At 59.2% G+C, this 12,858-nt stretch carries 9 protein-coding genes, 1 tRNA gene and 2 pseudogenes; 3 read left to right on the top strand and 9 right to left on the bottom strand.

Annotated features, from left to right (window positions below; all coding sequences use genetic code 11):
* Positions 1 to 50: 50 nt before the first annotated feature.
* Positions 51 to 590, bottom strand: a complete 540-nt coding sequence (gene ycfP, locus ACTG2B_RS08015) for an alpha/beta hydrolase YcfP (protein WP_005334000.1) — start codon at positions 588 to 590, stop codon at positions 51 to 53.
* A gap of 505 nt (positions 591 to 1,095) precedes the next feature.
* Here ycfP and ACTG2B_RS08010 point away from each other — a divergent pair.
* A pseudogene (locus ACTG2B_RS08010) lies at positions 1,096 to 2,500 on the top strand (nucleobase:cation symporter-2 family protein).
* A 63-nt stretch (positions 2,501 to 2,563) separates the two neighbouring features.
* Here ACTG2B_RS08010 and ACTG2B_RS08005 read toward each other — a convergent pair.
* The 3 genes from ACTG2B_RS08005 to ACTG2B_RS07995 all read right to left on the bottom strand — a co-directional run bounded on the left by ACTG2B_RS08005 (position 2,564) and on the right by ACTG2B_RS07995 (position 5,546).
* Positions 2,564 to 4,360 (bottom strand): M3 family oligoendopeptidase, encoded by a 1,797-nt coding sequence (locus ACTG2B_RS08005; RefSeq protein ID WP_439995488.1) that lies wholly within the window; start codon positions 4,358 to 4,360, stop codon positions 2,564 to 2,566.
* A 123-nt stretch (positions 4,361 to 4,483) separates the two neighbouring features.
* A complete protein-coding gene (locus ACTG2B_RS08000; RefSeq protein WP_439995487.1) occupies positions 4,484 to 5,404 on the bottom strand; it encodes a DUF808 domain-containing protein in 921 nt (306 codons plus the stop codon).
* A gap of 1 nt (position 5,405) precedes the next feature.
* Positions 5,406 to 5,546, bottom strand: a complete 141-nt coding sequence (locus ACTG2B_RS07995) for a hypothetical protein (RefSeq protein WP_021231002.1) — start codon at positions 5,544 to 5,546, stop codon at positions 5,406 to 5,408.
* Between the two features lie 251 nt (positions 5,547 to 5,797).
* On the opposite strand from ACTG2B_RS07995, the pseudogene ACTG2B_RS07990 reads away from it, so the two are divergent.
* Positions 5,798 to 6,398, top strand: a pseudogene (locus tag ACTG2B_RS07990) (DUF924 family protein).
* Between the two features lie 68 nt (positions 6,399 to 6,466).
* On the opposite strand, the gene ACTG2B_RS07985 reads toward ACTG2B_RS07990, so the two are convergent.
* The 5 genes from ACTG2B_RS07985 to ACTG2B_RS07965 form a co-directional block, all read right to left on the bottom strand.
* A complete protein-coding gene (locus ACTG2B_RS07985) occupies positions 6,467 to 8,086 on the bottom strand; it encodes a methyl-accepting chemotaxis protein (protein WP_439995486.1) in 1,620 nt (539 codons plus the stop codon).
* A gap of 104 nt (positions 8,087 to 8,190) precedes the next feature.
* Positions 8,191 to 9,450 carry a dicarboxylate/amino acid:cation symporter gene (locus tag ACTG2B_RS07980; RefSeq protein ID WP_043819404.1) on the bottom strand — a complete coding sequence of 420 codons (1,260 nt, stop codon included), beginning with the start codon at positions 9,448 to 9,450 and terminating at the stop codon, positions 8,191 to 8,193.
* Positions 9,451 to 9,654: 204 nt separating this feature from the next.
* The gene (locus ACTG2B_RS07975) at positions 9,655 to 10,086 is read right to left on the bottom strand and encodes a CC0125/CC1285 family lipoprotein (RefSeq protein ID WP_041235087.1); all 432 of its coding nucleotides are present in this window, start codon (positions 10,084 to 10,086) and stop codon (positions 9,655 to 9,657) included.
* 216 nt (positions 10,087 to 10,302) lie between these two features.
* Positions 10,303 to 10,379, bottom strand: a tRNA-Pro gene (locus ACTG2B_RS07970).
* Between the two features lie 112 nt (positions 10,380 to 10,491).
* Complete coding sequence (locus ACTG2B_RS07965) at positions 10,492 to 11,835, bottom strand: dihydroorotase (protein ID WP_005334027.1); 1,344 nt, start codon at positions 11,833 to 11,835, stop codon at positions 10,492 to 10,494.
* 80 nt (positions 11,836 to 11,915) lie between these two features.
* On the opposite strand from ACTG2B_RS07965, the gene ACTG2B_RS07960 reads away from it, so the two are divergent.
* Complete coding sequence (locus ACTG2B_RS07960) at positions 11,916 to 12,791, top strand: 6-pyruvoyl trahydropterin synthase family protein (protein WP_439995485.1); 876 nt, start codon at positions 11,916 to 11,918, stop codon at positions 12,789 to 12,791.
* The last annotated feature ends 67 nt before the right edge of the window (positions 12,792 to 12,858 follow it).

The raw sequence follows: 12,858 nt of genomic DNA, 5'->3' as shown, positions 1-12,858 counted from the left end.
ACGAAAGGGAGCCATTGGCTCCCTAAAACGAAATCGGTCGACGTGATGGATCAGGCTTCTTTGAAGGCCTTCATCCGCTGCAGATGATGCGAGATATTTTTGAACTTATGAGTCTCGCGCTCATCCCACACGATGTCGTAATAGTTCTTCAATTCACGTTCAGTGTCCCGATTATCGCGCACTTCATCCTGAACGGAAAGGATACACAGGCAGTTTCCTGAATTTTTCTTACGAAATTCAGTTACACACTTGGTACCGATATCGTCATATTCTTCCGGCCGGTCGATCTTGCCCTGCATGTTCTCTTCCGGATGGAGGTTGGGGTTGAAGATCACCTGGCGAATGCCGCACAGAAAGCCGATGCGCTCGCTCCAGTAGCCGCCAAGACCCACGCCGCAGATCAGCGGCTTGGGATCGGTACTCATATCGAGCTGTTTTTTCACTTCCTTGAGCAGATGGCTCATATCATGACGGGGGTGAACCGTGCTGTAGTGCACGAAACGCACATCATCATCAATAAACTGCAACTGCAGCACTTTCTCGTGATTGCCTGGGCTGGTGGCATCAAAGCCATGCAGATAGATGATCATGGATAAGACCTCAGGATCTGTGTCGGTTTTATCGAAACTACCCCAGCGGCGGCCCCGTGCGCCACCAAAACATCCAACTTTCTTGCTTTGGATCACGCCCCCGCCCCCGATTGCGCCCTGCGGCCCGCGAGCGCCGTCACATGCAGAGGGACGCATTGCGAGCAACGTTATGGTGCCCGGCTATCAAAGTGAGATCGCCAGACCGATAATGATAAACCCCTTACCAATCTGAGATGCCCTCACCTCCTTCCCCTGCCAGCAGCCGGACACTTATCTGGCCGGTATGTGACTCATCCCGCAAAAACAAGGCGTTATCGCCAAACGTTTTCTCTCGTGAGCGGCGTTGTGCATGTTTTGTGCACTGACCCGTGCTGCACCGGATCCCTTTCACTACTGCCGAGGGATCTGGCACCTCTGTCAATACACGAGATCAATGACCGGGAAAGCTGCGGCTTTCACTATCTTGCCTGTAGCAGTTGCGCGGGCTTCAAGGAGTGATCTGTTCATGAACGAGACCAATCCCCCCTCCCCCGACCGGGTGCGCGCAAGCGCCCGGTGGATGAAGTGGAGCGCATGCTCCCCATGGGCCAACTCTTTACCCTGGGCCTGCAACATGTGCTGGTGATGTACGCCGGCGCCGTGGCGGTGCCACTGGTGATTGGCGGCAGTCTGGGGCTGCCCAAGGATCAAATCTCCTACCTTATCAGTTCGGATCTCTTCTGCTGCGGCATCGTCACCCTGCTGCAATGTGTCGGGATTGGCCGCTTTGCCGGGATCCGGCTGCCGGTCATCATGTCGGTCACCTTTGCCGCCGTGATGCCCATGCTGGCCATCGGAGCCAACCCGGATCTGGGGCTGACGGGCATCTTCGGCGCCACCATCGCCGCCGGTATCATCTCGACCCTGCTGGTGCCGCTGATAGGTCGGCTGATGCCACTCTTCCCCACCGTCGTCACCGGGGTGGTTATCACCTCCATCGGGATCAGCATCATGCAGGTGGGGATCGACTGGATGGCGGGGGGCAAGGGTAATCCGGAATATGGCAGCCTGCGCTATATCGGCACCAGCTTTCTGGTGCTCGTCTTTATCCTGCTGGTGACCCGCTTCACCAAGGGCTTTTTCAGCAATATCTCGGTGCTGCTCGGGATCATCTTCGGTTTCGCGGTGGCCATCGCCATGGGCGAAGTAAGCCTCGATGGCCTCGGCGAGGCAGCCTGGTTTGCCCCCATAGTGCCCTTCGCCTTCGGCTGGCCCACCTTCGATCCCATCTCCATCGCCACTCTGACGGTGATCATGCTCATCACCTTTATCGAATCCATGGGGATGTTTCTGGCCCTTGGCGACATCGTCGGCCATCCGGCCAGGCGCGGTGATATCGTACGCGGGCTGCGGGTGGATGGCATCGGCACCATTATTGGTGGGATATTCAACAGCTTCCCCCACACCTCCTTCTCCCAGAATATCGGTCTGGTGAGCGTGACCGGGGTATCGAGTCGCTGGGTCTGCGTGATGTCGGGGGGATCCTGCTCGCCTTTGGCCTCATCCCCAAGATGTCGGTGCTGGTCGCCTCCATCCCGCCCTTCGTGCTGGGGGGCGCCGGTATCGTGATGTTCGGTATGGTACTGGCCACCGGCATTCGCATCCTGGCGCGCACCGATTACAACAGCAACCGCCACAACCTCTATATCGTCGCCATCAGTCTCGGAATTGGCATGATCCCGACGGTCTCCGGGAATTTTTTCCAGCAGCTTCCGGCGCAGCTACAACCGCTTTTTCATAGCGGTATTCTGTTGGCCACCATCAGCTCGGTGCTGCTCAACCTCTTCTTCAACGGCTATCAGCCGGATCTGACTCACCAGACCCGTCCTCTGTTCGTTGGTCCCATCAAACCGCAACAAAAGCAGGCATAACAAACAGGCCCCCGGACAGCGAGACTGTCCGGGGGCCTGTTGTTCATATCACCGCTGACCCAATCAGGCAGGCAACTGCGCGAAGCGTTCTACCGCCTGCGCTACCTGTGCCAGACTCCCCTGCCAGAAGGCGGCCTCACGGATATCCTGCCCCAGATGCTTGGCTACCAGATCTTCGGCGCTCATCCGGCCAGTATCGCGCAACAAGGCACGATAGGCCTCGGCAATGCCCTCTTCCCCCGCCGCCTTGCGGCTCATCAACTGCTGATAGACCCCGAGGCTAAACAGATAACCAAACAGATAGGGGTAGTTGTAAAAGCCCAGCCCCGCGATGGAGAAGTGCGCCTTGGCCGCCCAGAACATGGGGTGATAGCGGGTCAGGCTCCCCTCATACCAGCGTCCCCACGCCTCGTCGGTCAGTGCCTTGAGTCGCTCTGCCGGCACATAACCCTGCGCCCGCTCGGCCACCAAGGCCTGCTCGAAATCGAAGCGGGCCGGGATATTGACCAGGAAGGTGGCTGCGCCGTCGGCCTCCGCCCAGGCGATGGCCAACTGCTCTTCCGGGCTTTGCGCCTGCTCGAACAGGGCGCTGCGCACCAGGGTTTCGGCGAAGATGGAGGCGGTCTCCGCCAGCGTCATGGGGTAGCTGCGCTGACTCATCGGCAGATCGCGGATCACCCAGTTGTGCCAGGCGTGACCCACCTCATGGGCCAGGGTAATGACGTTGTCCATGGTACCGGCATAGGTAACGAAGACCCGCGGTTCGACCGGTTCGGCAAACTTGGTGCAGTAGGCGCCGGTGCGGCGATTTGGCGTGGGGGCCGCATCAATCCACCCCTTCTCGGCCATCATGCAGGCAAACTCCCCCATCTCGGGATCGAAACGGCTAAAGGCATCGGCAATCAACTCGATCGCCTCATCAAAAGGAATGTCACGGCTGCAGGAAGCTGGCGGCGGCGCAAAGAGATCCTCCGGCCCCAAATCGTCGAGACCAAGGCGCTCGGCCATCAGCTCCAGGGCGCGCTGACCCAACCCACGGGCTCGCCAGGTTTCGCTCATCAGGGCATCGAGGGTGGCACGCTCGATATGGCTCTGGTGGCAGGAGAGATCCAGCGCATCGAGCACACGGGTTTTACCGCGCTGACGGGCCAGCTCCAGCCGCCAGCCGTTGAGGGCATTGAGGATAGCGGCAACCGTCTCCTGCTCCCCTTCCCAACCGGCGCTGATGGCATCAAAGGCTTCTAAACGCAGCGCACGTATCGGGCTGGAGAGCAGATTGCTTGCCTCGGCCAGCCCCATCTCGCGGCCATCAATGGTTAACCGGATCTTGCCCACCAGATCGTTGTAGAGGTTGCCCCAGGCGTGCAGGCCATCGGTGCCCAGACCGATCACCAGCTGCTCCGCCTCCACCGGCAGGCGCTGATCCTGCAAGCGACGCTCGTGGCGCAGGCGGTACGCCTCTTCACCGAGCAGCGGATCCACCATCAGCGCGGCAAATTCCTCTTCCGGCAACGCCAGCATCAGATCTTCCACCGGCGCCAGGGTCTTGAACAGATCGGCATTAAGGGCGCGAGCACGGGACGCCAGCTGTTTGGCCTGCGGATCCCGCGCATCCTGACTGCCGCGGCACGCGGCCAGAATGGCGACGTTCCAGCCGACATGGCGAATATCGCGGGCGCGCAACCGCACTTCCCGCAAGAAATCCAGCAGCGCTGCGTCATCGCCGCGCACCCCGTCCAGACCTGCCATATAGCTGGCCAGCTCTTCCAGCGCGTGGCGGGCTGCGCGCATGTCCGCTTCCAGCTCGGTGCTGTCGAGGCCCGGGTAGATATGGTCGTTATTCCACTGTTGTTGATACATAGCTTCTCGCAAAGGCCTTTATCGGGAGGCGCAACAGACCTGCGGGCAGCAAGTCAGAGACCGAGCGTCCCGCTGACCAAAAAATGAAGAGAGGAAAAAAGAGAACATGGCCCGCAAGCTCGCTTATCCCTTGGCCGGGGCAAGACGGCTCACCAGCGTCATCACGGCAACCAGCAGCAGACCCGCCACCACACCGGCCACGGCGTTGAGCAGAGTCGGCGTCACCGCCGCCAGTACGGCCCCTACTGTGGGCAGGGTGGCAACGACAGCGGCTGCGCCTTCAATCAGGTGATGGGCAAAGGGCCAGGCATGCACCAGAATGCCGCCGCCCACCATAAACATAGCGATGGTGCCGACCAGTGCCAGCAGGTGCATCAGACGGGGCGCCGTCACCAACAGTCCCTGCCCCACCGCGCGGCGCAGGGCGCTGCCATCAGGCTTTTGCAGCAGATGCAGACCGATGTCATCGAGCTTGACGATCAGCCCCACCAACCCGTAGACCCCGATGGTCATCAGCAGGGCGATGCCCGCCACTACCGAGAGCTGCAGCGCGAGGCTTGCTCCCTGTACCGTGCCAAGGGCGATGACGATGATCTCGGCAGAGAGAATAAAATCGGTGCGGATCGCTCCCTTTACCTTCTGCTGCTCAAACGCGGCCAAATCATCGGGAATAGGAGCAGTGTGTGCCTCCCCCTCACTCGCCTCATGGGGCAGGAACTTGTGGGCCAGCTTCTCGGCCCCCTCAAAGCAGAGGTAGGCGCCTCCCAGCATCAATAGAGGCGTGATAAGCCAGGGCACCAGGGCACTGATGGCGATGGCGGCGGGCACCAGAATCAGCTTGTTGCGAAATGACCCCTTGGCCACCGCCCACACCACCGGCAGCTCCCGCTCGGCACGCACCCCGGAAACCTGCTCCGCGTTGAGGGCCAGATCATCCCCCAACACCCCGGCGGTCTTCTTCGCCGCCATCTTGGTCATCAGCGCCACGTCATCGAGCACGCTGGCGATATCGTCGAGCAGGGCCAATAAACTGGTTCCAGCCATATCAAAGATCCCTTATATCAGTGAGAAACGTCTTCCCGAAAAATGTCTCGCGCTTGTTCACCACGACCTTGGTCATCAGCGCCACGTCATCAAGCACGCTGGCGATATCGTCGAGCAGGGCCAACAAACTGGTTCCGGCCATATCAGAGACTCCTTATATCAGTGAGAACAACACCGCGAGAGAGGTGTACGTCCCGATAACCACCAGGGTCAACAGGACCACCTCATGGCGATCGCAGGCCATCATCGGCCGAGCCAAAAATCCGGCGATCGCCATCGGGGGGTTACGTCTTGCGGGCAAAAGATGGCACAGTGTAACGAGAAGCCGCCGTTTCGGCAGCACCCCTGAGCCATTTGTTCCTGGTTCCCTCTGAATCACCTCAAGGAGTTCCCATGCAACCCTGGCAACCTCTGCTCGATTTCTGGTTTGGCGACGAAGCCGATGATGTCCTGCGGGCCACACGGCAAGCCCCCCTGGTGGGGGAAAAGCAGCGAAACGGATGCCCTGCTTGCCAAGCAATTTGGCGCGCAAGCAGAGGCGGCCGCCAACGGGGAGCTGGCCGACTGGGCCGATCTGCACCACGGCAGGCTGGCGCTGATCCTGTTGCTCGACCAGCTGCCCCGCAATATCCATCGCGGCACGCCTGCGGCCTTTGCCCAGGATCCACTGGCACGGGATCTCTGCCTGAAAGGGCTATCCATCGGGGCGGACAAATCCCTCTCACCACTGGAGCGGGTCTTCTTCTATCTGCCGCTGGAACATGCTGAATCCCGGGAGCAGCAGGCCAGAAGTGTGGCCCTGTTCGAAGCACTCGCTGCCGAGCAGGCTGGCACACCGGCGCAGGCGACCTTTGCCGGATTTGCCGACTTTGCCCGCCGTCATCAGGTGATCATCGAACGCTTTGGCCGCTTCCCCCACCGCAACGACATTCTGGGTCGCACCAGCACACCGGAAGAGGCGGCATTTTTGCAGCAACCGGGCTCAGGCTTCTAAGCAAGCCATATAAAAAAATCCCCGCCAGCTGGCTGGCGGGGATAGCGGATGGATAACAACTCTCGGCGTTACTGAATACGGTAACGGGATATCTGCTGGTGGATGCTCTCGGTGGTGACATTAAGCTCCTCGGCTGCCGCCGAGGTCTCTTCCGCTGTGCTGCTGGTCTGCTGCACGACCTGAGCAATCTGCTCCACCTGATGGGCAATCGACTCGGCGGCCGAGCTCTGCTCGCGAATGGCATTGGTGATCTCGCCCACCTGCTCCATCACCCGGTGCGACGCACTGCGGATCTCGGCAATAATGGCGCCACTCTCTGTCGCCATGGTGACCCCCTGGCTCACCTTCTCCTCCACCAGATGCATGCGGGAGACCGTATTGTTCGACTCCTGCTGGATCGCCTCTACCGTGGCGGAGATCTCCTGAGTGGATTGGGCTGTGCGCTCAGCCAGTTTGCGCACCTCATCCGCCACCACCGCAAAGCCACGGCCGGACTCCCCGGCCCTCGCCGCTTCAATGGCCGCGTTCAAGGCCAGCAAGTTGGTCTGCCCCGCCACATCACGGATCACGTTGACCACACCGCCAATGCGCGAAATGCCCTCACCCAGCGCAATGACCTCGGCCGAGGCCTGCCGGATCGAGTCGGCGATCTCGTTGATGGCATGAACGGTGCGCTCGATGGTCCGGCCTCCCTCGGTCGCCAGTTGCCCCGACTCGTTGGTGATACGGCTCGTCTCCTGAGTACGCTGGGAGATATCTGTGATGCTGACCGTCATCTCTTCCACACCGGCGGCGATCAGACTGGTGGCATCATTGGCCTGATTAGCCGAGCTGGCCAGGTGCTGCGCTGCCTGAGAGAGGGATTCGGCAGTGCTCTTGATCTGCAAGCTGCCTACGGAAAATTCGGTAAATGTCTGTTGCAGCGTATCGAGCAGCCGGTTAACCGCATTGAGGGTCAGGCCAATCTCATCCTGCTGTTTCACGTCTGCTCTGAGGGTAAAGTTGAGGTCGCGCTGGATCCGGGTCAGGGTATCCATGGCGGTGCGAAGGGGATTGGCCACCTGATTGAACAACCAGACAAACAGCCCCATCGTCAGTACGGTGGCACCACCGGCGATAAACAACAAGGTTTGCAGGCTGTTGTCGTAGTTCTCCTGGCCCTGCTTCTTGAGCGCCAGTCCCAAATCCATATTGAAGTTGACGTGAAGCTCGATTGCCTTGGCAAACTGCTGGAACAGTCTGGAGGCTTCTCCCGCCAACATGTCTCGCGCTTCATCGTTCTTGTTTTGTCTGGAGAGCTGCAGAACCTTGTCTATCTCCTGATAATATTGCGCGATAATACGTTGATCATCGTCGGTCAGGCGTCGGTCTTCGTCATTGGAGAGCATCTCTGCTTTATATTTCTCCAGTTGCGAATTGATCTGTTTGCGATGCTCGGCAATATCGGCTTCTATCTGCTGCATCTTGCCATCATCGGTATTGAGAATGTGACTTTGCACTCGGGAGTGCAGCTCATAGAACGCAGCCTGCACCTCCTTGATCAGCGCAATACTGGGCACCGTATTGTCCGTCACATAGCTCAAGTCTCGATTGCCAGCCCCAAGGCGGTTGATACTGAACCAGCTGAGGAAAACAAGCGCCAGCATAACCAGCAGCGCTATCAGTTGAAGCCGACGAGCAATGTTCATAACCGTACACTCCAGATGAAAACTATCTAGCAGTGTAGACGAGCCATAAACAACAACGGCCCGCATTGGCGGGCCGTTGTTGTTTATTTTTCATGGCGTTGTGATCAGGCTTTGGCTGGCTCACTCTCGCCTAGTGCGACGGTTTCACCCAGACTGTCTTCGGTCTTGGCCACCACACTGGCGGCGATGGCGTTGCCCAGCACGTTGGTGGCTGAGCGGCCCATGTCGAGGAAGTGATCGATCCCCAGCAGCAGCAGAATGCCAGCTTCCGGAATATGGAACTGGTTCAGGGTGGCGGCAATCACCACCAGAGAGGCGCGCGGTACCCCGGCCATCCCCTTGGAGGTGACCATCAGCAGCAGCAGCATGGTGATCTGCTGGGCCATGGAGAGCTCGATGCCATACGCCTGGGCAATGAACATCACCGCGAAGGTGCAGTACATCATGGAGCCGTCGAGGTTGAAGGAGTAACCCATCGGCAGCACGAAGCTGGCGATGCGCTTGTCACAACCGAACTTCTCCAGACGATCCAGGGTCTTCGGATAGGCGGCTTCAGAGCTGGCGGTCGAGAAGGCCAGCAGGATGGGCTCGCGGATCATCGCCAGCAGCTTGATGACGCGACCACGCAGGAAGACGCTACCCATGGCGATCAGCAGCAGCCAGAGACAGGCCAGCGCGATATAGAACTGAGCCATAAAGCTGCCATAGGTAACCAGAATACCCAGCCCCTCTTTGGCCACCATGGCGGCGATGGCGCCAAATACCGCGAACGGCGCAAAGTTCATCACGTAGCCGGTCACTTTCAGCATGATCTCGGCGGCGCTGGCCATCAGCACCACCACCGGCTTGGCCAGATCGCCGAGCGCGGCGGCAGCCAGACCGAAGAAGAGGGAGAAGACCACGATCTGCAGGATCTCGTTGGTGGCCATCGCCTCGACCACGCTTTTGGGGATGGCGTGGGTCACAAAATCTTTCAGGGTAATGGCACCGGCAGCAATGCCAGAGCTGGCGGTGTCATTGGGCAGGGAGAGCGAGAGACCCACACCCGGCTGCATCAGGGTCACCATCACCAGACCCAGGCTCAGGGACATCAGGGAGGCCAGCATGAACCAGCCGAGGGTCTTGGCACCGATACGCCCCACGGTGCGGGTGTCGCCCATCTTGGCGATACCGACCACCAGGGTAGTGAAGACCAGGGGAGCGATGATCATCTTGATCAGGCGCAGGAAGATATCGGTCAGGATCGTGATGTTACTGGCAAAATCCGCAGCCTGATCTGCGGCAAACATCCGATAGCCCTGGCCGGTGAGGATGCCAAACATCATGGAGATGAGGATGGCGACCGTCAGTTTATTCATTTTCATGGGGGAGTCCCGGTTTTGATTGGTGCAAGCCGTAAACAGTGGCGTGGGAGCCACTACAGTCCGTTTTTGTGATCCGAGCCGTTGATTCCTGGCGGCTGGTATGCTGGGAGAATGCCTAAAAGCAGGGGGTAAATCTAGAGGCTTTATCCAGAATTTTATCCTGCCATTAGGTGTATGTGATATGGATCTTGCAAACCATCAATATTAATCACTGTTTATTTTGATTTCGGCGAGATATTTCGCATTCAGAGTTCGCTCATCGAGTGCCCGTGGCAACAGGCGAAAAGTGAGCAGCGCCGAGATGGTATGCTGCACCTGCATCTGGGCCATAAAGAGATCAGGTTCATCTTCGTCAAAGCCGAAGATCGGCCGTGATGGGGTCACCCTGACGGCATCGCGGTTAATGGTCAGCTCATCGACCTTGAGCCAGGAGTAACCCTCTGCCAGTGCCAGCTCCCCTGCCCGCTTGAGTACATATTTGCGGGCGGTCTCCCTGTCCACCAGATCGTTGCCGACAAACTCCAGTTGCCACTTGTCCGGGCCAAGCCGGGTCTGGGAGAAACCGGTCTGGCCGTTCCAGAATGACTTTTCACTCTCGTAAGGGGTGGCGCAGCCCACCAGCAGCAGGGTGAGCATCAGCAGACAACAGGGTTTAGATACGGATGCAGACACGAGAGGCCTCGCCAGGCAAATGAGCAACAGAGTCGTTACTACACCATAAAGCGCGGTGGCTGCACAATCCGCTCGCGCCAACAGCGACCAGCGTGCATCACCACTGGCTTCACGCCTGTGCGGCAAATCGCAGGCAAAAGAAAAGGCCTTGTCGTTTGACAAGGCCTTTACCGGGGAATTTGGTCGGTGTGAGAGGATTCGAACCTCCGACCCTCTACACCCCATGCAGATGCGCTACCTGGCTGCGCTACACACCGACGGAGTCAGCTCGGCTGACGGGGGCAGGTTTTATGGAGATGACCCTGCCCTGTCAACAGGGAAACGCCGCCAATTCCTAAGCCACGGTGCGTTCGCCTGCTTTGCGAACAATCAGCGGTTAAAGGTCAGCCGCTTGCCCAGGATCTGATCAGTCACCTGCCCGTTTTGCCAGGCGATCTGGCCGTTCACCAGCGTCATCTCCACCGTGCTGTGGAAGCGGTAGCCGTTGAAGGGCGACCAGCCACAGTGGTAGAGGATGTTGTCGTCGTTGACCACATAGGGCTTGCCCAGATCCAGCAGCACCAGATCGGCGAAGTAGCCCTCGCGGATATAACCGCGATCCTGCACCTGGAAGCGCTCGGCTACCGCGTGGGAGGTCTTCTTGACGATGGTCTCCAGGGTAAACACGCCGTTGTGGTAGAGCTCCAGCAGCGCCTGCAAAGAGTGCTGCACCAACGGTACGCCGGACGGCGCCTTGAAGTAGCTGTTCTGCTTCTCTTCCCAGGTGTGGGGCGCGTGGTCGGTAGCGATGATGTCGAGCACATCGTTGCGTACCGCATCCAGCAGTGCCTGCTGGTCGGCGGCACTCTTCACCGCAGGGTTGCACTTGATCAGGCTGCCCTGGGTCTCGTAATCGGCTTCATTGAAGAAGAGGTGGTGAACGCACACCTCGGCGGTGATGTTCTTGTCCTTCAGCTCGCTCAGGTCGTGGCTGGCGGTAAACAGCGACAGCTCCTTGGCCGAGGTCAGATGCAGCACATGCAGCTTGGCACCGTATTTTTTCGCCAGCGCCACCGCCATGCTGGAGGATTTGTAGCACGCCTCGTCACTGCGAATGCGGCCGTGCTCGCCCATCGGCACATTCTCGCCCCACTTGGCCCGCGCCGCCTCTTCCGCCTTGGCGATAGTCGGAGTGTCTTCGCAGTGGGTGACGATCATCACCGGACTTTCGCGGAAGATGGCCGCCAGGGTCTCCTGATTGTCCACCAGCATGTTGCCGGTCGAGGAGCCCATAAACACCTTGACCCCGCAGGACTGCTTGGGGTCGAGACGCTTGATCTCTTCAAGGTTGTCGTTGGTGGCACCGAGATAGAAGCTGTAGTTGGCGACGGAGGAGTTGGCGGCGATCTGGTATTTGGCTTCGAGGGCGTCGAGGGTGGTGGTCTGGGGATTGACGTTGGGCATTTCCATGAAACTGGTGGTGCCACCGGCGACGGCGGCGCGGGATTCGCTGGCGATAGTCCCCTTGTGGGTCAATCCCGGCTCCCGGAAGTGGACCTGATCATCGATCATTCCGGGGATGAGATGGCGACCTGCGGCATCGATCACCAGCGCATCGGGCGCCTCGATATCCGGGGCGATGCGGGCAATCCGTTCCCCCTCGATCAACACATCGGAGGCATAGATGCGGCCTTCGTTGACCAGGGTGGCATTTTTGATAAGCAGTTTGTTCATGGGGGGTTCCAGTTCCTTTGCCGATAATCGCGGGTCATAATAGCGCAAAACTGCCCTTTCTCTGTAGCAAGGCCTGACTGATGAAGTTATTTGTAAGAGATTTGACCGTGATCGACTCCAGCTACCTGTGCGAACGCCGCGGCATGGTGGGCGAGAGCTGGCTGGTAGATATCGAAATGAGCGGTGAGCTCAACGAAATGAGCATGCTGCTGGACTTTGGCCGGGTAAAGAAGCTGATCAAGTCGATCATCGATGAAGAGGTGGACCACAAGCTGCTGGTGCCGACCGAGTGCCCGCTGATCCACGTCGAGACACTGGATGGTGACGAAAGCACAGTGGATCTGCTGCGCCCGGGTCGCTCCATCCATCTGCGCTGCCCATCCCAGGGCTTCGCCTTTATCCCGGCTCCGCAAGTTGATAAAGAGTCGGTGACCCGCTACCTGCTGGCGGTACTGGCCAAACGGCTGCCGGGCAATATCAAGGATCTCTCCCTGACCCTGCGTCAGGAGGCGATCACCGGTGCCTTCTACCACTACAGCCACGGCCTGAAAAAGCACGATGGCAACTGCCAGCGCATCGCCCACGGCCACCGCTCTCCCATCGAGATCCATGTCGATGGTGAGCGCGACCAGGAGCTTGAGTTCAACTGGGCCGAACGCTGGGGCGATATCTACCTCGGCACCGAAGAGGACAAGGTGGCGCTGACCGAGCTCGCTTTGAGCCCCCGCGCCAATGCCCAGCTTGGCGAGCATCACTGCGGCTTCAAATATGTGGCGCCCCAGGGGCTGTTCCAGCTGGCCATCCCCACCGCCGAGGTAGAGATGATCGACACCGACACCACGGTCGAGCTGCTGGCCTGCTATATCGCCCGCGAAGTGAAGAAGATGGTGGGCGACAAGTTCGTCAAGATTGTCGCCTATGAAGGGGTCGGCAAGGGCGCGATTGCCTACGCCTGATCCCCTTGTCACTACCGTAATAAACAGAAGGCCCCGCATCTGCGGGGCCTTGTTGTTTCATCTTTCG

It is taken from the genome of Aeromonas sp. 30P, assembly GCF_051919805.1.
In the GTDB taxonomy this organism is placed as follows: domain Bacteria; phylum Pseudomonadota; class Gammaproteobacteria; order Enterobacterales; family Aeromonadaceae; genus Aeromonas; species Aeromonas veronii.
The sequence above is the reverse complement of the archived record's forward strand: the minus strand, read 5'-3'. Positions and strand labels throughout refer to the sequence as shown.